The organism is Salinimonas profundi (assembly GCF_014750655.1).
GTDB lineage: Bacteria > Pseudomonadota > Gammaproteobacteria > Enterobacterales > Alteromonadaceae > Alteromonas > Alteromonas profundi_A.
In genome coordinates, this window is the sequence record NZ_JABBXD010000001.1 from 328041 (window position 1) to 353187 (window position 25147).

22 protein-coding genes and 1 pseudogene are annotated in these 25147 nt (G+C 48.4%); 12 read left to right on the top strand and 11 right to left on the bottom strand.

The features are described from left to right. Positions 1-93 precede the first annotated feature (93 nt). Together HHX48_RS01365 and hda are read left to right on the top strand one after the other, a co-directional pair. Positions 94-1497, top strand: coding sequence for a DUF2066 domain-containing protein (locus tag HHX48_RS01365; RefSeq protein WP_191021847.1), 1404 nt, complete (start codon positions 94-96; stop codon positions 1495-1497). Next, on the top strand, positions 1485-2237 hold the full coding sequence (gene hda, locus HHX48_RS01370) for a DnaA regulatory inactivator Hda (protein WP_223857959.1): 753 nt from the start codon (positions 1485-1487) through the stop codon (positions 2235-2237). The genes HHX48_RS01365 and hda overlap by 13 nt, the downstream gene beginning before the upstream one ends. Here the strand turns inward: hda and HHX48_RS01375 are convergent. From HHX48_RS01375 to arsC, 4 genes are read right to left on the bottom strand one after another with little or no spacing between them, the layout of a single operon-like run. After that, positions 2234-4129 (bottom strand): hypothetical protein, encoded by a 1896-nt coding sequence (locus tag HHX48_RS01375; RefSeq protein WP_191021848.1) that lies wholly within the window; start codon positions 4127-4129, stop codon positions 2234-2236. The two genes, hda and HHX48_RS01375, sit on opposite strands and share 4 nt — an antisense overlap. A 13-nt stretch (positions 4130-4142) precedes the next feature. Continuing rightward, positions 4143-4559, bottom strand: coding sequence for a DUF2069 domain-containing protein (locus HHX48_RS01380; RefSeq protein ID WP_191022579.1), 417 nt, complete (start codon positions 4557-4559; stop codon positions 4143-4145). Further along, a complete protein-coding gene (wrbA, locus tag HHX48_RS01385) occupies positions 4559-5152 on the bottom strand; it encodes an NAD(P)H:quinone oxidoreductase (RefSeq protein ID WP_191021849.1) in 594 nt (197 codons plus the stop codon). The genes HHX48_RS01380 and wrbA overlap by 1 nt, the downstream gene beginning before the upstream one ends. Beyond that, positions 5152-5505 carry an arsenate reductase (glutaredoxin) gene (gene arsC / locus HHX48_RS01390; RefSeq protein ID WP_191021850.1) on the bottom strand — a complete coding sequence of 118 codons (354 nt, stop codon included), beginning with the start codon at positions 5503-5505 and terminating at the stop codon, positions 5152-5154. Before arsC ends, wrbA begins: the two co-directional genes overlap by 1 nt. Positions 5506-5589: 84 nt before the next feature. Here arsC and HHX48_RS01395 point away from each other — a divergent pair, with 84 nt between their 5' ends. Further along, positions 5590-6111: a TlpA family protein disulfide reductase gene (locus HHX48_RS01395; RefSeq protein ID WP_191021851.1), complete on the top strand. Its 522-nt coding sequence runs from the start codon at positions 5590-5592 to the stop codon at positions 6109-6111. On the opposite strand, the gene bepA is transcribed toward HHX48_RS01395, so the two are convergent. Continuing rightward, positions 6097-7560 carry a beta-barrel assembly-enhancing protease gene (bepA, locus tag HHX48_RS01400; protein WP_191021852.1) on the bottom strand — a complete coding sequence of 488 codons (1464 nt, stop codon included), beginning with the start codon at positions 7558-7560 and terminating at the stop codon, positions 6097-6099. The genes HHX48_RS01395 and bepA overlap by 15 nt on opposite strands. Before the next feature lie 266 nt (positions 7561-7826). On the opposite strand from bepA, the gene HHX48_RS01405 reads away from it, so the two are divergent. The 4 genes from HHX48_RS01405 (at position 7827) to HHX48_RS01420 (ending at position 12331) form a co-directional block, all read left to right on the top strand. Beyond that, complete coding sequence (locus HHX48_RS01405; protein WP_191022581.1) at positions 7827-8897, top strand: AI-2E family transporter; 1071 nt, start codon at positions 7827-7829, stop codon at positions 8895-8897. Positions 8898-9058: 161 nt separating this feature from the next. Next, on the top strand, positions 9059-9523 hold the full coding sequence (locus HHX48_RS01410; RefSeq protein WP_317983463.1) for a (2Fe-2S)-binding protein: 465 nt from the start codon (positions 9059-9061) through the stop codon (positions 9521-9523). Then, on the top strand, positions 9520-11670 hold the full coding sequence (locus HHX48_RS01415) for a xanthine dehydrogenase family protein molybdopterin-binding subunit (protein ID WP_191021854.1): 2151 nt from the start codon (positions 9520-9522) through the stop codon (positions 11668-11670). The genes HHX48_RS01410 and HHX48_RS01415 overlap by 4 nt, the downstream gene beginning before the upstream one ends. Before the next feature lie 10 nt (positions 11671-11680). After that, a complete protein-coding gene (locus HHX48_RS01420) occupies positions 11681-12331 on the top strand; it encodes an Isoquinoline 1-oxidoreductase subunit (protein WP_191021855.1) in 651 nt (216 codons plus the stop codon). A gap of 52 nt (positions 12332-12383) precedes the next feature. On the opposite strand, the gene bcp is transcribed toward HHX48_RS01420, so the two are convergent. Further along, positions 12384-12848 (bottom strand): thioredoxin-dependent thiol peroxidase, encoded by a 465-nt coding sequence (gene bcp / locus HHX48_RS01425; RefSeq protein ID WP_191021856.1) that lies wholly within the window; start codon positions 12846-12848, stop codon positions 12384-12386. After that, positions 12826-13386, bottom strand: coding sequence for a glycine cleavage system protein R (locus tag HHX48_RS01430; protein WP_191021857.1), 561 nt, complete (start codon positions 13384-13386; stop codon positions 12826-12828). The genes bcp and HHX48_RS01430 overlap by 23 nt, the downstream gene beginning before the upstream one ends. Before the next feature lie 160 nt (positions 13387-13546). Here HHX48_RS01430 and dapA point away from each other — a divergent pair, with 160 nt between their 5' ends. From dapA to HHX48_RS01450, 4 genes are all read left to right on the top strand, one after another. Beyond that, on the top strand, positions 13547-14431 hold the full coding sequence (gene dapA / locus HHX48_RS01435; RefSeq protein ID WP_191021858.1) for a 4-hydroxy-tetrahydrodipicolinate synthase: 885 nt from the start codon (positions 13547-13549) through the stop codon (positions 14429-14431). Between the two features lie 12 nt (positions 14432-14443). Continuing rightward, the gene (gene bamC, locus HHX48_RS01440) at positions 14444-15556 is read left to right on the top strand and encodes an outer membrane protein assembly factor BamC (protein ID WP_191021859.1); all 1113 of its coding nucleotides are present in this window, start codon (positions 14444-14446) and stop codon (positions 15554-15556) included. A gap of 13 nt (positions 15557-15569) precedes the next feature. Further along, the gene (gene purC / locus HHX48_RS01445; protein WP_191021860.1) at positions 15570-16283 is read left to right on the top strand and encodes a phosphoribosylaminoimidazolesuccinocarboxamide synthase; all 714 of its coding nucleotides are present in this window, start codon (positions 15570-15572) and stop codon (positions 16281-16283) included. 62 nt (positions 16284-16345) lie between these two features. Next, on the top strand, positions 16346-17197 hold the full coding sequence (locus HHX48_RS01450) for a DMT family transporter (protein ID WP_317983464.1): 852 nt from the start codon (positions 16346-16348) through the stop codon (positions 17195-17197). Positions 17198-17208: 11 nt separating this feature from the next. On the opposite strand, the gene yfaE is transcribed toward HHX48_RS01450, so the two are convergent. From yfaE to ubiG, 4 genes are all read right to left on the bottom strand, one after another. After that, positions 17209-17481, bottom strand: a complete 273-nt coding sequence (yfaE, locus tag HHX48_RS01455) for a class I ribonucleotide reductase maintenance protein YfaE (RefSeq protein ID WP_191021861.1) — start codon at positions 17479-17481, stop codon at positions 17209-17211. An 8-nt stretch (positions 17482-17489) separates the two neighbouring features. Further along, positions 17490-18620, bottom strand: coding sequence for a class Ia ribonucleoside-diphosphate reductase subunit beta (nrdB, locus tag HHX48_RS01460; protein WP_191021862.1), 1131 nt, complete (start codon positions 18618-18620; stop codon positions 17490-17492). Positions 18621-18676: 56 nt separating this feature from the next. Further along, the gene (gene nrdA, locus HHX48_RS01465) at positions 18677-20998 is read right to left on the bottom strand and encodes a class 1a ribonucleoside-diphosphate reductase subunit alpha (protein WP_191021863.1); all 2322 of its coding nucleotides are present in this window, start codon (positions 20996-20998) and stop codon (positions 18677-18679) included. A 446-nt stretch (positions 20999-21444) separates the two neighbouring features. Further along, positions 21445-22146 carry a bifunctional 2-polyprenyl-6-hydroxyphenol methylase/3-demethylubiquinol 3-O-methyltransferase UbiG gene (gene ubiG / locus HHX48_RS01470; protein WP_191021864.1) on the bottom strand — a complete coding sequence of 234 codons (702 nt, stop codon included), beginning with the start codon at positions 22144-22146 and terminating at the stop codon, positions 21445-21447. 360 nt (positions 22147-22506) lie between these two features. Here ubiG and gyrA point away from each other — a divergent pair. Then, positions 22507-24948 (top strand): annotated as a pseudogene (gene gyrA / locus HHX48_RS01475) (DNA topoisomerase (ATP-hydrolyzing) subunit A); the annotation flags it as partial. Positions 24949-25147 lie beyond the last annotated feature (199 nt).

Below are 25147 nucleotides of genomic sequence, written 5' to 3' on the forward strand. Positions count from 1 at the left end.
AGTGGTGAAAAAAATGCCCAGATGGACCACAATGTGTGCCTGTTTGCGAAATGCCATAACAACGAAGGCGAAACGGAGTACCGGATCCTGTTGATGTTTACTCGTAAAAATAATGATTTAAAGGCTGCACATACGCTAGCAAAATTCTGTACTTTCATTGTCCCCCTTGTATTTGCCGTGGGGAGTATCGGGACAGCGACGGCCAGTACCGTTATAAAAACTAACGCTGCGAAGGTCCCGGTGGCAGATCAGTCTGCTCAGTCGCGCCGCACTGCGTTGCGCCAGGCTATGGAGCAGGTGTTGGTGAAAATGAGCGGGACTGACGCAGTATTAGCTCATCCTGCGATACAAACTGCGCTGCAGTCCCCCGCACGGTATCTTAGCGCTTACCAGTTTGATTATGAGGATGGTCGCCAATATTACGCGGGTGAGTTTTCTCGTAAAGTGCTGGTCGATTTGCTCAGAGACGCCTCATTACCTGTTTGGGGACAACGCCGCCCGGACACGCTGATTTGGCTGGCCAATCAGGAAGACCGTGATAAATGGATATTGCGAGAGGGGCAGCCCGGTGAACTGACCGCTGTTATCCGCACAGCCTCTGAACGATACGGTGTGCCTGTTACGCTTCCTTTGATGGACTTAACAGACAACAGTGCTATTTCAGTTTATGACGTATGGGGACAGTTTGGCAGTGTCCTCAACCAGGCTTCCGAACGTTATCGTCCGGAGTTTATCATCGGTGCCAGGCTGCACCGTAGGCCTGAAGAGGCTACGCCGGAATTTCTCAGCACCGAAGAGAAGCTGGAACAAGCGCTTTCGGACAGTAACCTCGCCTTTGCTTACAGCGCTGAAGAAAACACAACACAGGAAGAGGAGAATACGTCGCGTTTTTCTTCATCTTCAACCCTTCCCGTGCAGGACGCGACGCCAGGTAACAGGCTAATTGAAGATAGCAAGACCGCTGGAGGAGAGTTAGCTCAGCAGGAGATAACCGCAGACAATGGGGTTGAAGACGCGGATCCCGCTGTAGATACTGCCGGCGAACCTACAATGCCAGCACGTGCCGGAAGCGGTGAATATGCGCTGGAATGGACGCTACTGGAGGGGGCTGATACACAGTTTGGCGTCGTTCGGGCGAGCACCGCTGAAGGCGCGCTATCAGAATTCATGCATGTGTACAGTCAATACCTGGGGCAACGCTTTGCGGTTTCTGTAGATGCAGATGCCAATACCACGGGTGAGATTGTGTCTATTTCAGTTGCAAATCTGGATGGTCTGGAAAAATATGTGCACGCGCAACGCTTTTTAAATGACATGAGTATTGTTAAACAGGCGATGCTGTCCCAACAGAACGGGTCGGTGGCTACTTTTGAAGTGAAGCTGGTGGGCACAGTGTCCGATTTTGTTAATGCACTGTCGCTGGATTCACAGCTTCAGCCCGTGCGGGACACATTCGGCAGGCCGCTTGAAGGACATAATTTCTATTGGAACGAATAGCAAAACAGCTGTCGCTACCGGTTTCACTACCGGCGGATGAAACATTTGAAAGTTTTGTTGCTGCCCAGAACCAACAGCTTGTTGCGCTGCTGACAATGATCAGTCGGGAAACACCTGACTGGTCAGCTACCCGCTCTTTACAATTTCTTACTTCTCAACCTTTACCCCTGATAAACATTGTAGGGGGTGAAGGACAGGGTAAAAGCCACTTACTGTTCGCGCTTGCCCATCGACTAAGTGCCCGAGGTGTGAGTCACATCTACCTGAACTGCCGTCAGCTCAGTGCTCTTGAGTCTCAGGTGCTGGAGGGATTAGAAAACCTGAGTGTCATTGCCCTGGATAATATGGAATCAATCAGCCAAAACGCAAATTGGGAAGAGGCCATATTTGATTTGTTAAACCGGGTTACCGAAAAAAGAAAGACAATTGTGATTTGCAGCAGCCGGCAACTGCCTGCCAATACAGGTTTTCGGTTACCCGATCTGGAGTCGAGACTTCAGTGGGGGACAACATTCACGCTGCAGCGCCTCGATGATGAAGCGCGTAAGCAGGCGGTCAGGTATCGGGCAGAGCAAAAAGGGCTGATGTTCTCTGACGCTGCACTGAGCTTTGTGCTCAATCACTATGACAGAAACCTGAAGAGCCTGATGCATCTGCTTGAGCGTCTGGATGCACGCTCGTTACAGGAACAGCGTAAAATCTCTATCTCTATGATTAAGCGTGAGTTAAATCTGGATTAGTTTTTCTCGTCTGGTAACGGAAGCCAGCGCTCAAAAGCTGGCTCTCCAGTTACGCGTAACCCTTTAAGTGTCTGGTTTTTAACATGTTCTTTGCTGGTAGATACTGCCACCGTATCACGCCAGCTGGCTAACGCCGGCAGCATCACAGGGGCAGACATTTGTGTTTGTATCTGGCCTGCATTAATGGCGGGAAGGACCTGGTCGACAACAAAAGCAGCACGGGGCTGAATAAACGGTTCATTGACGCGGTTGCGTTGTGCCCAGGTGATGAGCAGTTCACCATTTTTAATGGTTTCTTCGGTAAAGATACCCACATCAGCCTCTGCATTCATACGATACAGCATCATAAAGCGCTCGAATAAGGTCGCGAAATCTTCCCGGTAGGTATAAAAACCATACATGGATACAGCGTTGTCCTGCTCAAACCAGGTTGCAATATCCTGCGCCGTGTAGTCTCGCTGTGTCTGGGTACTTTGTGCGCCGCCATAACTGACCTGGGCCAGTGCCAACAAGCGATCTGATATGAGCGGGTAGTCACGGGCCAGGGTATCTGAAATCATCGCATGATTGTTAGCATAACGAAGCGGAGAATCACTCCCACGCAACGTCGCCCAGCGAGTTGCAGGAAACACATCATTAGCATGGGCCAGCTCATGATAAAGCAGCCAGGTCAAAGAGGCTTCAAGCTGTTGCTCACTGCGTGTGGCCCGGTTCGCGCGGGACAAACCAGGTTGCGGGTAATAATACTCGCCGTCTTTTACATATCGCCAGCTGGTACGATACGCCAGTTCATCATCGAACCCGCTGCGATAGTCAGGCTCAGTATTGAGTGTGTCCCTTTGAGCGGACGTTAACCATATATTGCTGGCATCCAGGTATATGGCACCGGTAGCACTCCAGTAAAACGAAGGGCGAATATCGTAACTGATCACCACTGCCGTGGTGGCGCGCAACAGGTTAATGATATCCGGTCCGGCTTGGGATGAATTGAGAAATTGTTCGAATGCTTCGCCCATCCAGTCATGAGAAACCAGAACTCTGTCCATAATATCTGAGGTGGAGGGCGTATCTGTTTGCTGGCCTAATAGCGGCAGTCTGGCAAATTCACATGATCGGGCAATGGTGGCGGTATAAATACACTCTTCCAACGCCTGCTTCCACGGACTTTGGGGATTATAGGCGTGAATAAGTGATGTGGGATAAAGATCGCTGCCCGGGAAAAAGGCATCGCTATCCACCGGCGTATCATTAACCACTACCCACACCGTATCGATACCAGAAGTGCCATCGTCATAGCTAACCTCGGCATCAAATGCCAGTAACGTATCCCGGGTTACTGCAGGGGCCTGAAAAAATACATCATTATGAATAGAGTGGCCCTGACTGTATTTAAGATCAACCTCGGGTCCGGAGGTTTGCTGCCAGGTGATACTGTCGACGGTTTTATCTGGCAAGGTATCGACACGTAATGATACTTTACCCAATTCAACTGCCTCATGGGTTAACCGAGCCACAGCTGAGGGTGCAGGCCCTTGCGAGACGGCTATTTCGCCACTGGTCGATAGCGCCTTGCCCTGTGCGCTTAACGCATCAAGCTGCCAGGTGATAACACCGGCATCTTGTGCGGTGAACCCGATTGCCTGACTGTGTGGAGCAAGCGGTTGGTCGGCGCCTGAAATCGTCCAGGTAACCTGTGCTAACGCGCTGCCATCACTGGCAATGGCAGCAAGCCCCACGCTGTCGCCAGCATCAACCACACGGTCACCGGTCACAGTCAGGGTAACAGGTGTTGTCGTCGGCGAGCCTGAGCCCTTGTTCTCACCGGATGGCGTGTCGCCACCGCCGCCGCATGCGCTGAGAAAAAATGCTGTTGTAAGAATTGACCATCTCATCTGACTGCTCACTTTACTGCTTCTCGAACCGGGATTTTTCTTTTTTCATTTCCTGTTTGAGCTTAGGCAGAGACAGACCCAGTTCTCTGCCTCTGAATCGGGCAAACATACTGCATCCGATAAACATAACGCTGCTCAGAGCAATTTCGACACAGGCAAACCATCGCTCTGAGGGAACGGCGTACGCTACGGTAATACCGTGAATAATATAGAACAAGGTGATGAAGTTTGCCCACGCATGCGTATAGGGCTTACCCTTGAAAATGCCATGCATAGGTAATAACAACGGCACTACGTACAGCAAAAAAATAAATAACGCAGAATACGGCTGCGTATCGGTAAGCGCGGTGTGCCAGAGTATTACCCATACCAGCAGTAGCAAATAGCTGACCAGCGCAATATTGCGGTACAGACGCGTCGTGGCGTGCATCATTTAGCGTTTTCCAGCTTAAGCGTCAGTGCTGCCAAACGTTCACCCTGGGCTATTGCCAGTTGTTTTTCATGTTCACTGAGACCGTTATTAGCCAGGCCACTAACGTGGCTGACGCCGTAAGGGGTACCGCCTGTCTGCGTGTCATGCAATGCTGATTCGCTGTAAGGAACGCCACAAAATACCATACCGTGATGGATAAGCGGGATCGCCATTGTTAACAGCGTTGTTTCCTGGCCGCCATGCATACTGGCGCTTGAGGTAAATACTGAGCAGGGTTTATCGATTAAAACGCCTTTAAGCCATTCTTCACTGGTACTATCAAGAAAATGCTTCAGTGGCGCAGCCATATTACCAAAACGGGTAGGGCTTCCCATTGCCAGTGCCGCACATTCATTCAGGTCAGCTTTTGAAACATAAGGCGGACCATCATCTGGCACATGCTGCACCTCAGCTGATTGATAGTCTCTTAAGGGGGGCACGGTACGGATCCTGGCCTGGCAAGCTGTTTTTTCAATGCCTTTGGCAATCTGTCGGGCTAGCGCCTCGGTGGTACCATGGCGACTATAATAGAGCACCAGAATGTCAGTCATTATACAATGTCCAGTACAGATTCAGGCGGTCTGCCGATTCTTGCCTGGCTTGCGGTGAAGACAACAGGACGTTCAATCAGTTTGGGATATTGCACCATGGCGGCCAGCCCCTGTTCTTTACTCACTTCGCCTTTTATGAGGCCGGCTTCTTTAAATTCTGGCTCCTTGACGCGCATCATCTGTTCGATGTCATCAACGGGCAACTTGTCAAATAAGTCAGACAACGACTGTTTATCTAACGGGGTCTTCAGATACTCAATAACGTCAGGAGTAATTCCTCTGTCCTGAAGTAATTGCAGGGTTTGTCTGCTTTTGGAGCAGCGAGGGTTGTGCAGGATACTTATTTCAGACATATACATTCCGTATTGTTTTTGTACAGCGATAGAGGCAAGCTATGTGCAAGCAATACACAGTCACTGATTTTGAAAAGTAAGTATATGACTATGCAAGGCAAAAAGAAAAACTTCAAGTTCACCGGAATAGGCAAAAAGTTACTTTTCTTTACAGTGGGACTGATTGCCCTGACGGGCGGCGTTCTCATGAGTAGTAAACCTGAGCCGGATTTTACCACGTTATCCGGAAATGACGTTAAATGGCAGGCTTTAAATGGGCAATGGGTGGTACTAAATTACTTTGCGCCCTGGTGTGCGCCCTGTCTAAAGGAAATGCCTCAACTGAATCAGTTTGCCCGTGCATTACCGCCAAACACCAGGTTATTTGTCATCAACTACGATCCGGCAGACAGTCATAAAACCGCTTTGCTTAAACAACAATACAATATTGAAGCAGAGATGATTGTCTCGCTTCCGGCACCGCGCATGCCCATGCCGCCGCCGCCTGCCTTACCCGCTACATATATCATTAACCCGCAGGGTCAGGTAGCAAAACAACTTCGGGGCGAGGTGAGTGAAGATGCGCTGCGCCAGGCACTGGCACAGCTTAAATCACAAGCGCTTTAGCCGTTCCTCATCGTCACGAAGCTGTTGGATACGCGCGCGGATTTTTTGTTTTTCCAAATGACTGTCGCCAGTGTAATTATAGGCAAACTGCAGCTCATCGATGGCTCGCTGGTATGCGCCGTTGAGGGCGTATATCTCCGCTTTACTCTGATGCATATCCTTACGATCACGGGCGCGTTTATAAGCTTCGGTAAGAAGCTGATAGGCCACCTCGTAATCTTCTTTAACCATCAGGAAGTCTTTTAGAATCAGAATAGCCTGCTGATACTGGCCGCTCTCAATTAACGCATTTGCCTGGTTAAGCGCGAGCACCTGATTGCGAGGCGTCCGACTCAGATGAGGCGCCAGTCGCTGGATCGCCTCCTCATATTTTTCTTCAGCCAGAGAAATATCGGTGGCCGCATCCAGATAAAACAAATTTTCGTGATGCTTTTCAAGCAACGATTCTATGATAGGCCGAGCCAATTGCGGTTTATTGTTTCGCAGGTACGCCAGCGCCAGTCCATACTGCGCGGCTTCAGCCATCGGAAAATCTTTTTTCTCAACAGCCGCCTGAAAATATTCCAGACTGAACTTCTCATCAAAGGTATAGCGCGCCATTACCCGTGCACGGGCAAGATGAAATGCCAGATTTTTGGGCAGATTGACGCGCTCATAATTAGCGGCCCGTGCGCGGGCATCCGCGATCCTTGATTCAGTCAGCGGGTGCGATAAAAGCCGCGCAGGGGGCCGGGAAACTAAGCGATACTGTTCATTCAGTGTTGAGAAAAAGCCTGCCGCAGCGTTAGGATCAAAACCTGCGCGGGCTAACATGGTAATACCGATCCGGTCGGCTTCTTCTTCGTTTGAACGGGTATAGTCAATCGCCATTTGTGCCGATGCGGCCTGTGAGCTTGCCAGCGCAGCCATACCTGCTTCAGGGCTGGCAAGTGCCAGTAACAGGCCACCCACCATAGATGCCAGCGCTAGTGGCGCGGACCGCTGCTGTGCCTGCATTTTTCTGGCGAGGTGACGTTGCGTTACGTGGGCGACTTCGTGCGCAAGCACGGATGCCAGCTCACTTTCAGTCTTGGCATTGTGAATAAGGCCGGAGTGCACCCCGATGTGCCCGCCGAAAAAGGCAAAAGCATTGATTGCACCGTTGTTAACCCAGAAAAAACGGAAGGGGAACTTGGCATTATCTGCATGAATCACCAGGCGGTTGCCCAGATCCTGAAGATATTCGTCCAGCACCGGATCCATGATGAGCGGAGCCTGACCACGGATTTGGCGCATCATGACATCGCCGAGAATCTCTTCTTTATCCAATGACAGGGCATTAGACGCGACAACGCCAATTTCCGGTAAAGCATTTTTGTTTTTATAGCTTGCATCCTGCGCCACCACAGACAGACTGCACGTTAATAATAACAAGCCTGCCGTAATGCTTTTTTTCACTAATGATCTCATTACGCCCTTTACAGTGAGTACCGCCTAAGTGATTATCAGCTTAGAGCAGTGATATATCCATAGAGTTTCATTTTTCTTGCGTTTTATCATTTTGCCGCAGCATTACCCGATTTGCCACCGCAAACCCACACGACATCAAATTAATTGACACTAAACAGTTGTCGGTCCTGAATTTTCTGCCACCGCTATATTGCCAGTTGCTCTGATTTACGGCATAACCTATGATGCGTGCTTTAGTCGTTCATACCCGAGTTTTTTACATGAGTTTGATAAGCGTCTTCGGACGTTGGTACCGCCGTAAATTTTCTGATCCGGATGCAGCCATGCTGCTGATTCTGATAATCCTGACCACCGCAGCCTTATTGCTGTGGGGCGAGCTTATCATGCCTGTGTTGATAGCTGCAGTTATCGCTTATTTGCTCGACTGGCCGGTCAGTCGGATGGTCAGATTCGGGTTGGGGCGAACCATATCCTGCGTACTGGTGCTTATGGGATTTGTCATTATCAGCATCCTACTGCTGGTGGGGCTGATGCCGGTAATTTCACGGCAAAGCATCAATCTCATTCAGGAAACCCCGCTGATCTGGCAAAAAGCGCAGGACTGGATTCTCACCTTGCCCGAAAAATACCCTGATTATGTGCAGGTTTATCAGATTCATCAGATGATGGAAGGGTTGAACGATAAGCTGGTAGAGGTGGGTGAACAACTTATCTCCGCGTCAGTCAGCTCATTGGGCGATGTGGCTGCATTGTTGGTGTATCTGATCCTCGTCCCGCTAATGGTGTTTTTTATGCTCAAGGACAAGATGTTTTTTGTCCATAGTATCTCCTCTGTACTTCCCCGTGAAAGGCGTCTGATTACGCAGGTCGGTCAGGAAATGAACACACAGATAGCCAACTACATTCGCGGCAAAGTTATTGAAATTGTTATCGTCGGCGCTGTGTCCTGTATTACCTTTGTGCTGATGGACTTGCGTTATGCCATGTTACTGGGCGTGCTGGTGGGGCTTTCGGTGCTGATACCATATATCGGCGCAGCCGTGGTAACCATTCCGGTTGCCGTGGTCGCCATGTTTCAGTGGGGGATTACGCCTGACTTCTGGTATCTGATGATCGCCTACAGCATTATTCAGGCGCTTGATGGAAACTTACTGGTGCCGTTATTGTTTTCTGAAGCGGTCAGCCTGCACCCACTCTACATTATTGTCGCAGTGCTCTTTTTCGGTGGGCTATGGGGCTTCTGGGGCGTGTTTTTTGCCATTCCGCTGGCGACACTCGTCAAAGCCTTAATTACTGCGTGGAGCAGCAATCCTCCGGCGCAACATCATCCTGCCTGACCTGTTTGCTTAATGACTCATCCTTGGGAGGGTCATTAAGCAACATGCCAACTCGTCTTCTCAGTAAATCTATCTTTATGTTTCGTCAGTATAAACCTTGATTTAATCAAGGTTATTCCCTTTTTCTGATGTATTGGGGCATGCCAGATAAGGAGAATTCCGTGATCGCATTTACGCTCAATAACCAGACCATTCAGTTTGATGGCGACCCCAAAACCCCATTGTTATGGGTAATCAGAGACCGCGCCGGACTTACCGGTACAAAATATGGCTGCGGAATCTCGCAATGTGGTGCGTGTACCGTGCATGTTAACGGCATGACCAAACGAAGCTGTGTCACACCCGTATCAACGATTGCAGATCAGCGTGTCACAACCATCGAGGGCGTTGATGGTAAAGAAGCTAACGCAATTCACACCGCCTGGATAGAGACAGACGTCCCGCAATGTGGCTACTGCCAGTCCGGTCAGGTCATGTCTGCGGTTGCATTGCTTAAGCAAAAGCCAAATCCCACAGATGAAGATATTGATGGCGCGATGGCGGGGAATATATGCCGTTGTGCCACCTATCAGCGTATTCGTCAGGCTATTCATACTGCGGCACAGCAGATGGAGGAAAGCGAATGAATTCGGTCGAAAATCAATCCAGAAGGCATTTTCTGGCTGGCAGCAGCCTGGTTATCGGGTTTGCGCTGGCTCCCAAAGCGATGGCATTAAGCGGCAAAACCTCGCTGGCCCAGGGGGCTAAGACTGATCAGAAACAATTGAATGCTTTTGTGATCGTGTCACCGGATAACACTGTTACCGTTTTATCAAAACACCTGGAGATGGGACAGGGGCCGTATACCGGGCTGACCCAGCTGGTGGCTGAAGAACTGGATGCCGATTGGTCTCAGATGCGCGCCACGGCGTCGCCTGCAGATGATACAATTTACGCCAACAATGTCTTTGGTATGCAAGGTACGGGTGGTTCTACGGCTATTGCCAATTCGTACGAGCAGTTTCGTCGCGCCGGTGCCACTGCAAAGGCGATGTTAGTTGCTGCTGCCGCTGCGCGGTGGCAGGTGCCCACCAATAGTCTGAAAGTCGTTGGTGGTATTGTCAGTGATCCTGCCTCCAATCGTCAGGCAACTTATGGTGAGTTAGCAGAAGATGCGGCGATGCTCACGCCGCCGACAGATGTCAAACTTAAGGATCCCGCTGACTTTACTATCATTGGCGCGAAAAAAACGCGCCTGGATACGCCGGACAAAACCGATGGAAAAGCGCTTTTTACCCTCGACCATTATCCTGACAATGTATTGGTGGCCGTGGTCGCACGGGCACCCTACTTCAACGCCAGCGTAAAACGGGTGGATGATAAAAAGGCCAGAAAAATTAAGGGCGTTGTGGATATTAAGCCCGTTTCCCAGGGTGTAGCTGTATTTGCAGAAGATACGTGGAGTGCTTTGCAGGCAAAAGCGACGTTGGATATTGAGTGGGACACCAGTAACGCAGAGCAGCGCTCTTCTGATGAAATCATTGCAGATTACCGTGAGCAGATGAAAAAAACGGGTTTTGAGGCTACTAAACGTGGCGATGTCGCCGGATTAGCTGCCCGGGATGATCTGGAGGTTATCGAGGCTGAATTTATATTTCCTTATCTTGCTCACGCGCCGATGGAAACCCTTGATGCTGTGCTGCAAAAAAATGAAGATGGCAGTATTACCTGCTTTAATGGTGCCCAGTTTCCCGGTCAGGACAAACAGGCAATCTCCGAAATTACAGGTGTTCCTGCTGAAAATGTTCACATGGAAATACAGCTGGCCGGTGGCAGTTTTGGTCGCCGGGCACAGTTCGGTTCGCCCTATATGAGAGAGGCGGCAGAAGTATTTAAAGCGTCGGGGATGCAGCGACCGGTCAAGCACCTGCATACCCGTGAAGACGACATTCAAGGGGGCTTTTATCGCCCGTTGTTCATTCATAAAATCAAAGGGTATCTCGATAGTAATGGGGAAATCGTCGGGTGGGATCAGGTGATCGCCGGCCAGCCGTTGATGAAAAAGGATGAACTGGATGAGACCAGTGTGGAAGGCGCATCAGACCTGCCATACAAAATCGAAAACCTGAATGTTTTTTCTCATAACACGACCGCCAAAGTGCCTGTACTGTGGTGGCGCTCGGTTGGTCATACCCATACCGGCTTTGTGGTAGAAGCCTTTTTGGATGAGTTGTTACAAAAAGCGGGTAAAGATCCCATTGACGGACGACTAGCACTGCTGCCAAAAGAAAGTCGCGAGGCGGGTGTATTGAAGGCTGTTGCGAAACTGATAAAAGATAAGCCGCTTGCACAGGGACGACAACGTGGTATCGCTGTGCATAAAAGCTTTAGTACCTATGTTGCCGAGGTGGCAGATGTGTCTGTGGGTGAGGATGGTTGCCCGCGTGTACACAATGTCTATGTCGCAGTAGATTGTGGCGTTGCGGTCAATCCGGACACAATCCGGGCACAAATGGAGGGCGGCGTAGGATTTGGCCTGGGCGCGATACTGTTTGACGAAATTGAACTGGACGAGGGCGGCAAAGTAAGACAATCGAATTTCCATGATTACAGAAGCCTTCGGATTAATGAAATGCCGCACGTGGAAGTTGATGTAGTGATGTCCGGTGAATCGCCGACCGGTGTAGGAGAGCCTGGTGTGCCACCAATTGGACCTGCTGTGGCCAATGCATGGCGCAGGCTGACAGGCAAGCCCGTCAGACGTCTTCCAATCAACCGTTATGAAAAAGCCTGAGGGGATTAGCATGAAAACACTACAATGGTTAACCGTTGCGGGCATCCTGTCACTGCCTCTTATTGCTTACTCCGGGCAGGATTCGTCATCAGAATCAGCGGCGGGCACACCAGCCGAATCTTTGCGTTCAGCACAAGATTTTGCGGATATTAATAACGAAGAGAAGCGCTCTGCCGCAATGTTTGAAGAACTGGGCAAAGTGATACAACATCCCAGATGCATGAACTGTCATCCGGCTGGCAACCAGCCGCTTCAGGGGATGGACATGACGGTGCATGAACCGCCGGTTGAGCGCGGACCGGCCAACTTCGGTACACCGGGCATGGAATGTAACACATGCCATCAAAGTGAAAATGTGACATTAGCGGCCCAGGCGAAGGATATTAAGTCGGTGCCCGGCAATCCCAAGTGGCATCTGGCGCCCATTGAGATGGCGTGGGTCGGTAAATCGCTGACGCAAATATGTGAGCAAATTAAAGATAAAGAAAGAAACGGCAACAAAACGATGGAAGAAATGATTCACCACATGGCAAAGGACGATTTAGTCGGTTGGGGTTGGAAACCGGGCGAAGGACGCGAACCTGCGCCGGGTACGCAGAAGTCCTTCGGTGAGCTATTTGAGGCCTGGGTGCATAGCGGGGCACATTGTCCTTCCGCGTAAACAACGACTGATAACCATCAGGCGCCCTGAAACTTTCAGGGCGCCTTTTTTACTATTGGTTTAGATAGTCCAACACCACATCATGATGTTCTTTGGTCTTAAATTTATCAAACACATGTTCAATGTTGCCTTTCTCATCAATCATGAAGCTGGTGCGATGAATGCCATCATACTCTTTGCCCATAAATTTCTTCGGACCCCATACACCAAACGCTTCAGCTACCGCATGATCTTCATCCGATAGTAACGTAAAGTTCAGGTTTTCCTTTTCGATGAACTTAGGCAGCCGCTTTACCGGATCAGGGCTGATACCCAGAACCACAACATTGTGTTTGTCCAAAGCGTCCTTAGAATCACGCAGGCACTGCGCCTGAGTTGTGCAGCCAGGAGTCATCGCTTTAGGGTAAAAATAAACTAATACTTTTTTTCCCTCAAAAGACGACAGTGAAACAGCGTCATCGTTTTGATCCTGAAGGGTGAATTGTGGTGCTTTATCACCAGCCTGTAGCATTTTCATAAGACTCCTTATTTGATTTATCGACCACTTTTCCGGTTAAGGATAAAGAGTCAAATAAGGCCATTACATCAGATTGCAACTGTGCAAAGTCAATTTCTGTCGAGGCATTAACCACAAACTTACATCGCATCGTTTGCTGACCGCTGTCAGGATCTGTACTAACCCGTTGCCTGAACGCACTAATGGAAAGGTGACGATCAGCGAAAAAGCCTGTTACTGCTTTTATCTGTCCTTCTGCATCAGCACCGGTAAATTCAACATCGAAAAGGTGCTCCAGATTTTGTTTTTCATGATGACTGGTGCGCTTCATCATTGACAGAAGATCCAGTCGCTGACAAAGAGGAGGTAAAAGACATTCGGTTTTCGTGATGGCGGTATGATTGCCCTCAAGAATCATTGTAAGTGAAAACTCTTTTCCATAGATGGCCTGACGGCTATCCAGGATATTGCATCGGGTTTCACTCACCAGCGATGAAATCTCGCTGAGAATGCCGCTGCGGTCAGTACCTAAAATGGTGACGATAAGTTGCTGCTTCATAGACAGTGTATCTGAATTTTTTATGCATCGATGTTAGCACAGAGGTTTTTTATGTTACCAGTACAAGCCGGCAGGTAAATAGTCTAAATAAACCCGGCTATATGCTTGTTTTTAGCAGGGTGAATAATTAACATGTGCGCTCACCAAACGCGGAGACACTATGTTTAAAGGCAGTTATGTTGCACTAATTACGCCGATGCATGATAACGGCGACGTTGACTATCCGGCGCTTGAACGTCTGATCAATTTTCATATTGAGCAGGGGACGCATGGTATTGTTGCGGTAGGCACGACCGGTGAGTCGCCTACGCTGCCTTTCGATGAGCACGTTGAGGTTGTACGCCAGACGGTGAAAATGGTCGATAAAAAAATTCCGGTCATGGCCGGCGCGGGCGCCAATTCCACTGCCGAGGCAATCTTTTTAAGTCAGCAAATGGCCGGTGTTGGTGTTGATGGCTTTCTCAGTGTCGTTCCCTATTACAATAAACCTCAACAAGCGGGAATGGTTGCGCATTTCAATGCCATAGCTGATGCCACGGATATACCGGTTGTGCTGTACAACGTGCCGGGACGTACGGTCGCCGACATGCAACCTGAAACGGTAGCTGAACTTGCTAAACATAAAAATATCGTTGGGATTAAAGATGCCACCGGCGATATGGAGCGGCTAAAAGACATGCAGGCGCTGGTTGACAGTGATTTTGTCTTTTTAAGTGGCGATGATGCAACCAGCTGTGAGTTTTTATGTCAGGGCGGACATGGTGTTATCTCTGTCACGGCCAATGTCGTGCCAAATGCAATTGCAAAAATGTGCGAAGCGGCATTAAATGACGATCAATTACGTTGCCGCGAAATCGACAAACCTATTAATGCGCTTCACACGGCGTTGTTCATTGAGCCTAATCCGGTTCTGCCAAAATGGGCACTGTATAAAATGGGTATGATCAACAGCCCTAATTTACGCTTGCCGATGGTTTTACCGGAACTTGCCAGTCAAAAACATATCGAAGAACTATTAAAACAACACGCCCTGTTAAAAGGTTAAGAAGGAATATCAATGAGTAAATCCCTGGCTTTGGTAAGTGGTCTTGTTGTGCTGTCCCTTGCCGGATGTTCAAGCCAACTGGAAAAGAGTACTGCAACCGGTAGTTATAAGTATCTTAAAGCGCAACAGCACCCTAAGATGCAGGTGCCTGAGGAATTGAATCAGCCTGAGTTTTCAGATGAGTATGCTTTGCCTACGTTGGGGAATGGTGCTGATAAAGGCCTGGTTGGTCGTGATTTACGGATAATCTCTCCAGCGCTGGTTCATCCGCTGGTAACCGGCTCTCATGTTCAGGAGGGAAGCGAAGGCGCGGTGGTGACATTCGATCAGGTCGATGATCGTCAACCACTGAATCAGGCAATATGGAATGCAGTGAAAAGCTTTCTGGATAAACAAAATGTGGGCATCAGCCAGTTTAATGAAGCCCAGAATGTTCTGATTACGGAGTGGTTTGTTCTGTCTGAAGAAGTCGAAGACGAAGACAGCCCCTGGTATGCGTGGTCATCAGATATCGATGCTGAGAAAAAGCGTCGGTTCAAATTTATTCTGGATGTCAAACCCCATGGCCGCACCGCCTCACTTCGTACCGAGCTGGTGGAATTTGAGCAGCAACGTGGTGATAACACCGTAAGAGATATCAATGATTTTGCGCGCCATCGTGAAGAAGTCGATATCCTTAATGAAGTCATTTCGCATTACGAATACCAGATTCAATTGGACAACAGCCGCCGGATTGCAGAGATTCGTCAGGGACTGCAAACGGAAATGAGCTTTAACAAGGACGGCGAACCGGCCATTCTTGTCAAAGGACAGTATGATGTTGTCTGGCCTCGCATGTTGCTGGTTCTGCGCAAACTTGGCTTTGATGTAAAAGATTTGGATAAATCTACCGGCTTGCTTTTCGTCACCTTTAACGGCGATGACGATGGATGGTGGAACAATTTATTTTCTGGCGACAGCGAGCTGCTTGATGAAGGTGATTATCGATTGCAGCTAGCGCGTAGCGGTGAGAATACTGTCGTGACATTCATGAATGATGAGAGTCAGCCATTTACCGCTAAAGAAGTGACTGATTTGTATGACCCCTTTTCTGAGGTTATGACCCAAGATAACCTGGACATTTAAGACTGAGACTAAGATGGAAAAGCGCGAAGAACTTTATCGTGGTAAAGCCAAAACCGTATATCTGACTGACGACGCTGATAAGTTGATTCTGCATTTCAGAAACGACACATCGGCCTTTGACGGGCAGAAAATTGAACAACTGGAACGCAAGGGTGAGGTAAATAACAAGTTTAATCATTTTATTATGAGCAAACTTGAAGATGCCGGTATTGCTACGCAGGTTGAAGCATTGCTGTCTGACAACGACTCTTTGGTTAAAAAGCTCGACATGATCCCTGTTGAGTGTGTTGTCAGAAATGTCGCGGCAGGTTCGTTAGTGAAACGCCTGGGCGTGGAAGAGGGCACATTACTGGATCCACCGGTATTTGAATTCTTCCTTAAAAATGACGCGCTTCACGACCCAATGGTCAATGATTACCATATAATTTCGTTTGGCTGGGCGTCGGAAGATCAGATTGTCCAAATGAAAAGCCTGACCTTCCGTGTCAACGAAGTTTTAAAATCTCTGTTCGACGAGGCAGGGATGATGTTAGTTGACTATAAACTTGAGTTTGGCGTTGATGGCGAGGGTAACATCGTGTTGGGTGACGAATTTACGCCTGACGGCTGCCGCCTGTGGGATAAGGAAACCCGGAATAAAATGGATAAGGACCGTTTTCGTCAGGGGCTTGGCTCTGTAGTTGAAACGTATATAGAAGTTGCTGAGCGTCTGGGTCTTAAACTGTAGCCTTGATGTGATTACACCGAAAAGGGGAACTGTCGTTCCCCTTTTTTAATGAGGAATTTGCAGTGCATCTTACCCTGGATATTCGAGTCGCCTTGCTGACCACTATTGCAATGCTGGCGTTTGCTGCGAATTCATTACTTTGTCGTATGGCATTGGTATCTACCGGTATTTCTCCCGCCGCCTTTACCGCCATCAGGCTGGTCAGTGGTGCTGCTTTTTTATTTTTGTTGGTGGCGCTCACCCGTCAAAGACGAGACGTACAAGGGTCCTGGATTGGCGCTATCTGTTTGTTTATCTATGCTACCGGGTTTTCGTTTGCCTATGTCTCGATGAACACCGGCACCGGCGCGCTTTTACTTTTCGGTGCTGTCCAGATCACCATGCTTTTACAGGCGATAAGAAAGGGTGAGACCTTCTCGGTGCTGCAATGGCTGGGCTTTTTTATGGCAGTAGCGGGTCTTTTTATTCTCTTTTTGCCCGGTGCCACAGTCCCACCTGTTATCCCCGCGTTATTGATGGTAAGTGCAGGTATTGCCTGGGGCGTTTACTCGCTCATCGGAAAATCGGCGAACCGGCCTTTACTGATGACGGCGGGCAACTTTGTCAGATGCGTACCGCTTATTGCGTTACTTATTCCTTTTGGTATGTCTGAAACATTGCCTGTTGGTGGGATTGTTCTGGCAATACTTTCAGGGGCCGTGGCGTCAGGGGCGGGTTACGCGATCTGGTATACCGCGTTGCCTTCGCTAAGCGCGTCGCTCGCTGCCACTGTTCAGCTAAGTGTGCCTGTTATTGCGATGATAATGGGGTGGCTGGTACTGGATGAATTACTGACCGTGCAGATGCTGCTCGCTGCAACGGTTACGCTCAGTGGTATAGGCTTGGTAATTTACTTTCGCAGTAACGCGAATTAAGCCAATAAAGGCTATCGGGGTATATCAATTTTTAGCGCAGAAGTAGGGATACAGCAACAAGGAAGTATTTCATCGTCGTCAATGTATGCCAGGGGATCAGTCGTGTAACTTACCTTTCCGCACAGTAACTTGGTTCTGCATGCGCCACAAAATCCTTCCCGACAGTGAAAATGCACATCGATATTGTGTGCTTCTATTGTCTCTAATAAGGTTTTGTCTGTAGACGCTGAGACGGGCCCCACATCGACAATATCGATGTGGAACCGTTCATCAGAGTTGGACATGAAAGTGTTTAAAGCTCGAAGTCGGCAAAATCATCTTCGCTGACACTGGAGTCAATCTGACCGACCAGGTAAGAGCTGATTTCAGATTCCTGCGGGGCAACCTGAACATTGTCGGAATTCAGGTAATTGTTCATCCATGGTAGCGGGTTGCTTTTCACGTCAAATGGGGTATCCAGTCCGATTGCCGCCATACGCTGATTAGCAATGTATTCTACATACTCACACAGAATTTGCTTGTTCAGACCAATCATCGAACCATCTTTAAACAGATAGTCAGCCCATTCTTTTTCCTGGGCAACGGCACACATGAAGATCTCTCGCGCCTGGTCTTTGCATTCCTCTGCAATTTCAGCCATTTCAGGATCGTCCTTACCTTTAGCCCAGATATTCAGAATATGCTGGGTCGATGTAAGGTGAAGGTTTTCGTCACGGGCAATCAGACGAATAATTTTAGAGTTACCTTCCATCAGCTTTCGTTCTGCAAAAGCAAAGGTGCAGGCAAAGGACACGTAGAATCTGATCGCTTCAAGCGCATTCACAGAGTTCATGCACAGATACAGCTTCTTTTTCAGCTCACGCTGATTAATGACATGGGTTTCACCATCAACCGTATGCGTTCCTTCGCCCTGTGTTTGCCAAAGCTGAGTGGCAAATATCAAGTCGTCGTAATAACGGGAAATGTCAGAGGCACGACGCTTTATCTCGTCATTAACCACGATATCATCGAAGATATCACTGGGATCAGAGAAAAGATTTCGCAGAATATGCGTGTACGAGCGAGAATGAATCGTCTCAAAAAATGACCAGGTTTCTACCCATGTCTCTAGCTCAGGCAAAGAGATAATAGGTAGAAAGGCAATATTCGGGCTACGGCCCTGAACGGAGTCCAGCAGCGTCTGATACTTCAGATTTGAAATAAAAATATGCTTTTCCGGATCGGTCAGTTTTTGAAAATCGACACGGTCACGGCTGACATCCACTTCCTCAGGACGCCAGAAAAAACTAATTTGCTTTTCTATCAGCTTTTCAAAAATAGAATGTTTTTGCTGATCATACCGTGCCACATTAACCGGATTCCCGAAGAACATTGGCTCAGAAAGCGAGTTAACGCTTTGTTGGTTGAAAGTGGTGTATTTCATAAGTCCCGTTTTACCTAATTCTGTAGTGATACATCAGTCCCGGCCGATGGAGCGTGCTATATTTTGCACGCACCACCTGCACAATCATCATCCTCAACCATTACAGCTTCCTGTGCCTGAGGCTTCTGTTGTTGCGCTTTGGCTTCAACAGAGCTGGCATCAGAAGCGCCATCACGGGTGTTGTGATAATAAAGGGTCTTAACGCCCAGTTTGTACGCGGTAAGCAAATCTTTTAACAGCAATTTCATCGGAACTTTGCCGCTATCATATTTGCCCGGGTCATAATTAGTATTGGCCGAAATCGTTTGGTCAATAAACTTCTGCATAATACCAACCAGTTGCAGATAACCATCATTCGAAGGAATATCCCACAACAGCTCATATTTATCTTTGAGTGTTTCGTATTCAGGCACAACCTGCTTCAGAATGCCGTCTTTACTTGATTTAATGCTGATATGTCCGCGCGGTGGCTCAATACCATTGGTTGCATTTGAAATCTGAGACGATGTCTCAGACGGCATAAGTGCAGACAACGTTGAATTGCGCAGGCCATGCGTTTTAATATCTTCGCGCAATCCATCCCAGTCCATATGCAAAGGCTCATTACATACCGAATCCAGATCCTTTTTGTAAGAATCAATCGGCATGATGCCCTGTGCATAAGTGGTCTCATTGAACTTAGGACAGGCCCCTTTTTCCTTCGCCAGATTGTTGGACGCTTTAAGCAGGTGGTACTGCATGGCTTCAAAGGTGCGATGAACCAGGCCGTTTGCGCTGTGGTCAGAGTATTTAACGCCATTTTTCGCCAGGAAGTAGGCAAAGTTGATAACACCAACACCCAATGTACGACGGTTCATCGTCGCGTTATAAGCAGCGGGTACCGGATAATCCTGGTAATCCAGCAGGCTGTCCAGTGCACGAACTGCCAGGTCTGAAAGCTCTTCAAACTCATCAACCGATTTTATTGCACCTAAGTTAAATGCAGAGAGGGTACACAATGCAATTTCGCCTTCTTCATCGTTAACGTGCTGAAGCGGCTTGGTTGGCAGTGCAATTTCAAGGCAAAGATTGCTCTGGCGCACTGGGGCAACTTTAGGATCGAACGGGCTGTGAGTATTACAGTGATCAACATTCTGCAGATAGATACGGCCGGTAGAGGCACGCTCCTGCATAAACAAGCTGAACAGCTCCATCGCTTTGATCTGCTTCTTACGGATAGAAGGATCATTTTCGTACTGCACATACAATGCTTCGAATTTTTCTTGATCGGCGAAAAACGCATCATAAAGACCCGGCACATCAGACGGGCTGAATAGTGTGATGTAGCCATCCTTCATCATTCTTTGGTACATCAGCTTGTTGAACTGTACGCCGTAATCAAGATGTCTGACCCGGTTTTCCTCAACACCACGGTTATTTTTAAGTACCAGCAGTGACTCAACTTCCATATGCCATAGCGGGTAAAACAGCGTAGCGGCACCGCCACGTACGCCGCCTTGTGAGCAGCTTTTTACCGCGGTCTGGAAGTACTTATAAAACGGAATACAGCCGGTATGGAACGCTTCACCGCCACGAATGGGGCTACCTAAAGCACGAATACGGCCCGCGTTTACGCCAATACCCGCACGCTGACTAACATACTTAACAATCGCAGAGGCTGTGGCATTGATGGAATCCAGGCTGTCGCCGGTTTCAATTAATACACAAGAGCTGAACTGACGGGTTGGGGTGCGTACACCAGACATGATAGGGGTAGGCAGAGAAAGTTTAAATGTCGACGCTGCATTATAAAAACGACGAACATAATCCAGTCGCGTGTCTTTTGGGTAATTAGCAAACAGACAGGCTGCAACAAGCATATAAAGAAACTGGGCGCTTTCGTAAATATCGCCGGTTACGCGATTTTGTACCAGATACTTGCCTTCCAATTGTTTAACAGCGGCGTAGCTGAAATTCATATCACGCCAATGGTCAATGAACGTGTCCATCTGCGCAAATTCTTCAGGCGTATAATCTTCAAGCAGGTGTGTATCGTATTTGCCAGTATCCACCATTTTAGCTACGTGCTGGTATAACGCTGGCGGTTCAAACTGCCCATACGCTTTTTTGCGCAGGTGAAATATTGCCAGACGTGCAGCAAGATACTGGTAATCGGGCGCATCAGTAGAGATGAGGTCTGCAGCTGACTTGATCAGCGTTTCGTGAATTTCGCTGGTTTTAATACCATCGTAAAACTGAATTTGCGCTTTTATTTCTACCTGCGAGACCGATACGTTATCAAGTCCTTCTGCCGCCCAGGTGATGACTTTATGAATTTTTTCTAAATCAATGGGCTCTTGTTCACCGTTACGTTTGGTGACGAGTAAATCGTTATTCATTTGTACTGGCCGTTGTGTCTGTTAGCGCTTTGTGCGTGGGCAAAGCCCGTGAGTTTGAGATTTTTATTATTCACGCATGTGAATAAACAAATGGTCACACTTGCTATTCACTATCATCCATCTTTTTCCTGCTACCACATATCCCTGTTCGCCCTGGACAAAGCCCAGTGACGCTGATAGCCAAGAGAATGAGAATAAGCACAAGATAGTGAGGTTTAAGCCTTAATGCAACCCAATATCTGGTGCTTAAAACAGCGATCAAACCGATAACATTTTTAGGTTAGTGATGACTAACCTAAAAGGATTTTACAAGCGTAATTTATCCAGAATGCAAGCAATTTTGAACGAAAGATCCGTAACATAAATTTATTATTCTATTTTTGCTTTATATTATAATTTTACGACATATAGTGCTAAAAATTGCACAACCTACTACATGTAGTGTTTTATGCAAGTTGCGTATGCAACATGTAGTTGACGTCAATATTCTTATCGGACAGATAAAAACGTTGCGTGAGCGGGTTCATGTGCAAACCTGTAGCATGGCGCGTGGTCAGGTTACTTTGGTCCGTCATTGTCATCAGCTCTGAAGGCCGGATGAAACGGTTGTACTGATGGGTCCCTTTAGGTACCAACCCAAGAATATATTCAGCGCCCAAAATGCCCATCAGATAGGCTTTAGGATTGCGGTTAAGTGTTGAGAAGAAAACATGGCCACCAGGTTTTACCAAAGTAGCGCAAGCCTGTACGACGGAGGCCGGCTCAGGAACATGCTCAAGCATTTCCATACAGGTAACCACATCAAATTCGCCTGGGTGCTGACTGGCGAGGGCCTCAGCGGTAATACATTGATAGTCCACCGAGACGCCAGACTCCAGACCGTGTAAACGTGCGACCTCAAGGGATGCCTCTGCCATATCGATGCCGGTAACACTGGCGCCCATCCTGGCCATTGATTCGGCCAGAATACCGCCACCACAGCCAACATCGACCACCTTTTTATCGTAAAGACCGTCAGTATGTTGAGCGATAAAGTCTACTCGCAGAGGATTAATCATATGCAGAGGTTTGAACTCACCTTCTGTATCCCACCAACGAGAAGCGAGTTCGCCAAATTTTGAAATTTCCTGTTCATCAACATTAGACATGGTGCAGTCCTTTCGGCAAATAAGTTGGCATAACATAGCGTAAATGACCGGTAATTGGCATCGTTAAGTGCAGTCGGCCGACCTGTGTGGATGAAAAATAGCCGCTTAACATCAGGCTTGTCTTTTGAGATGATTAACCGCTACATTATTTGTCCCGGCGGTGGTACACTCGAGGATTGTTCTACCGCCCCAATAATAAGAATGTGCGCGTTCAGCCTGTTGCTGTTTCTGGGGCTTATTGAAAATAAGCGCACACTAAACCTAAGTTAAGGGAAAAAGCAGTTTATGTCTGATAACGCTAAAGAAATTCTCCCCGTCAATATAGAGGAGGAACTGAAAACCTCCTATCTCGACTATGCGATGAGCGTTATTGTTGGCCGTGCACTTCCGGATGTGCGTGACGGCCTGAAGCCGGTTCATCGTCGCGTATTGTTTGCGATGAACGAGCTGAAAAACGATTTCAACAAACCATATAAAAAGTCAGCCCGTGTAGTTGGTGATGTAATCGGTAAATACCATCCTCATGGTGACTCCGCGGTATACGACACAATCGTTCGTATGGCGCAGTCATTCTCACTACGTTATATGCTGGTTGACGGGCAGGGTAACTTCGGTTCAGTCGATGGTGACTCAGCAGCTGCTATGCGTTACACCGAAGTACGCATGGCCAAAATAGCGCACGAATTGCTGGCTGATCTGGATAAAGAAACCGTCGACTTTGTGCCTAACTACGATGGTACCGAACAAATACCGGAAGTATTGCCGACCAAAGTCCCTAATCTTCTGGTTAACGGCTCATCAGGTATTGCGGTAGGGATGGCGACAAATATCCCGCCTCACAACCTGACTGAAGTTATTAATGGCTGCGTGGCATTGATTGAAGATCCGGATATTTCCATCGACGATTTGATGCAGCACATCCCGGGGCCGGATTTTCCTACCGCGGCGCAAATCAGCGGTCGTAAAGGTATTGAAGATGCGTACCGTACTGGTCGCGGCAAGATTTATTTGCGTGCTAGAGCGGAAATTGAAACCGAAGACAACGGTAAAGAAACCATCGTTGTTAATGAAATTCCCTATCAGGTCAATAAAGCCCGCCTTATTGAGAAAATTGCCGAGCTGGTAAAAGAAAAGCGTATTGAGGGGATTTCTGCACTGCGCGATGAGTCAGACAAAGACGGCATGCGCATTGTTATTGAAGTTAAGCGTAACGAGTCCGCTGAAGTTCTGCTTAATCACCTGTACGCCAATACGCAGTTACAGACTGTTTTTGGCATAAACATGGTGGCGCTGGATAATAACCAGCCAAAAGTATTCAACTTAAAAGAAGTGCTTGAATGCTTTGTGTTGCATCGCCGTGAGGTAGTGACTCGCCGTACTGTCTATGAACTGCGTAAAGCCCGTGACCGCGCTCATATCCTTGAAGGCCTGGCAATCGCGCTGGCCAACATCGATCCGATTATTGAGCTGATTAAAGCGTCGCCAAGTCCGGCTGAAGCTAAACAGGCATTGGTTGCACAGGGCTGGAACCTGGGGGATGTTGCTGAAATGCTGGATCGTGCCGGTGATGATGCCGCACGTCCCGACTGGTTATTGCCGGAATTCGGTATTCGGGATGGCAAGTACTTCCTGACCGAGCAACAGGCCCAGGCCATTCTTGATTTACGTCTGCATAAGCTGACCGGCCTGGAGCATGAAAAAATTCTGGGCGAATATAAAGAACTGCTGGAGCAGATCGCAGAGTTACTTTATATCCTTCGTTCTCCTGAACGTTTGATGGAAGTTATTCGTGAAGAACTGGAAAAAATCCGCGAAGAATTTGGCGATGAACGTCGTACTGAAATTACCGCAGCCAGCCATGATATTGATATAGAAGATCTGATCGAACAAGAAGATGTGGTGGTAACCCTGTCGCGCGAAGGCTATGTCAAGTATCAGAAGTTGTCTGATTACGAAGCCCAGCGCCGTGGTGGTAAAGGTAAATCAGCAACCAAGATGAAAGACGAGGATATCATCGAGCGCTTGCTGGTCGCTAACACCCATGACCACATTCTGTGTTTCTCCACTCGCGGCCGTCTGTATTGGCTTAAAGTGTATCAGTTGCCGTTTGCCAGCCGTAACGCCCGTGGTCGTCCCATCGTGAACATTCTGCCACTAGAGGCCGATGAACGAATCACCGCCATCTTGCCTATCAAAGAGTTTGAAGAGGGTAAGTATGTATTGATGGCCACTGCTAACGGTACCGTGAAAAAGACAGATTTGAGCCTTTATTCACGTCCTCGTTCAAGCGGTATTATTGCGGTTAATCTGAATGAAGGTGATGAGCTGATTGGCGTTGCGATTACCCACGGCGACGACGATATCATGCTGTTCAGTGATGAGGGTAAAGTTGTGCGTTTCAACGAGAAACTGCGCGACTCAGAAACCGGCGAAGTGAAACGTGATCCTGAAACCGGTGATGAACTGCTGGCGCTGCGCCCGATGGGCAGAACAGCCACAGGGGTTCGTGGTATTAAACTTCAGGAAGGCCAGCGTGTGGTGTCACTGATTGTCCCTCGGGGCGAGGGTGCTGTACTGACCGCTACGGAGAACGGCTTCGGTAAACGTACCCCTCTGGCAGACTACCCTGCTAAGAGCCGGGCGACCCAAGGCGTGGTGTCGATCAAAGTTTCCGAGCGTAACGGTAAGGTTGTAGGCGCTGTTCAGGTCGATGATTCTGATGAGATTATGCTTATCAGTAATCAGGGGACACTGGTGCGCACGCGTGTTGGTGAAGTATCTGTGGTTGGTCGTAATACGCAGGGCGTAAGGCTGATTCGCACAGCACAGGACGAGTTTGTCGTAGGTCTGCAGCGAATTGAAGAAGTCGAAGATAAAGTTGTGCTGGATGAAAATGGTGAGGTCGTGGCAGTAGAGACTGCTGAAGATGCGCCATTATCAGGCAACGATGAGAAGCCAGCACAGGAGTAGGTGCGTTATTCTGCCAGTCAGGATAATGTAT

What these genes read in the sequence shown, in the direction of transcription:
- HHX48_RS01365 (WP_191021847.1), top strand. Translation starts at nt 94, where the DNA reads ATGTTTACTCGTAAAAATAATGATTTAAAGGCTGCACATACGCTAGCA.
- HHX48_RS01375 (WP_191021848.1), bottom strand. Translation starts at nt 4,129, where the DNA reads ATGAGATGGTCAATTCTTACAACAGCATTTTTTCTCAGCGCATGCGGC.
- HHX48_RS01380 (WP_191022579.1), bottom strand. Translation starts at nt 4,559, where the DNA reads ATGCACGCCACGACGCGTCTGTACCGCAATATTGCGCTGGTCAGCTAT.
- wrbA (WP_191021849.1), bottom strand. Translation starts at nt 5,152, where the DNA reads ATGACTGACATTCTGGTGCTCTATTATAGTCGCCATGGTACCACCGAG.
- arsC (WP_191021850.1), bottom strand. Translation starts at nt 5,505, where the DNA reads ATGTCTGAAATAAGTATCCTGCACAACCCTCGCTGCTCCAAAAGCAGA.
- HHX48_RS01395 (WP_191021851.1), top strand. Translation starts at nt 5,590, where the DNA reads ATGACTATGCAAGGCAAAAAGAAAAACTTCAAGTTCACCGGAATAGGC.
- bepA (WP_191021852.1), bottom strand. Translation starts at nt 7,560, where the DNA reads ATGAGATCATTAGTGAAAAAAAGCATTACGGCAGGCTTGTTATTATTA.
- HHX48_RS01415 (WP_191021854.1), top strand. Translation starts at nt 9,520, where the DNA reads ATGAATTCGGTCGAAAATCAATCCAGAAGGCATTTTCTGGCTGGCAGC.
- HHX48_RS01420 (WP_191021855.1), top strand. Translation starts at nt 11,681, where the DNA reads ATGAAAACACTACAATGGTTAACCGTTGCGGGCATCCTGTCACTGCCT.
- bcp (WP_191021856.1), bottom strand. Translation starts at nt 12,848, where the DNA reads ATGAAAATGCTACAGGCTGGTGATAAAGCACCACAATTCACCCTTCAG.
- HHX48_RS01430 (WP_191021857.1), bottom strand. Translation starts at nt 13,386, where the DNA reads ATGAAGCAGCAACTTATCGTCACCATTTTAGGTACTGACCGCAGCGGC.
- dapA (WP_191021858.1), top strand. Translation starts at nt 13,547, where the DNA reads ATGTTTAAAGGCAGTTATGTTGCACTAATTACGCCGATGCATGATAAC.
- bamC (WP_191021859.1), top strand. Translation starts at nt 14,444, where the DNA reads ATGAGTAAATCCCTGGCTTTGGTAAGTGGTCTTGTTGTGCTGTCCCTT.
- purC (WP_191021860.1), top strand. Translation starts at nt 15,570, where the DNA reads ATGGAAAAGCGCGAAGAACTTTATCGTGGTAAAGCCAAAACCGTATAT.
- yfaE (WP_191021861.1), bottom strand. Translation starts at nt 17,481, where the DNA reads ATGTCCAACTCTGATGAACGGTTCCACATCGATATTGTCGATGTGGGG.
- nrdB (WP_191021862.1), bottom strand. Translation starts at nt 18,620, where the DNA reads ATGAAATACACCACTTTCAACCAACAAAGCGTTAACTCGCTTTCTGAG.
- nrdA (WP_191021863.1), bottom strand. Translation starts at nt 20,998, where the DNA reads ATGAATAACGATTTACTCGTCACCAAACGTAACGGTGAACAAGAGCCC.
- ubiG (WP_191021864.1), bottom strand. Translation starts at nt 22,146, where the DNA reads ATGTCTAATGTTGATGAACAGGAAATTTCAAAATTTGGCGAACTCGCT.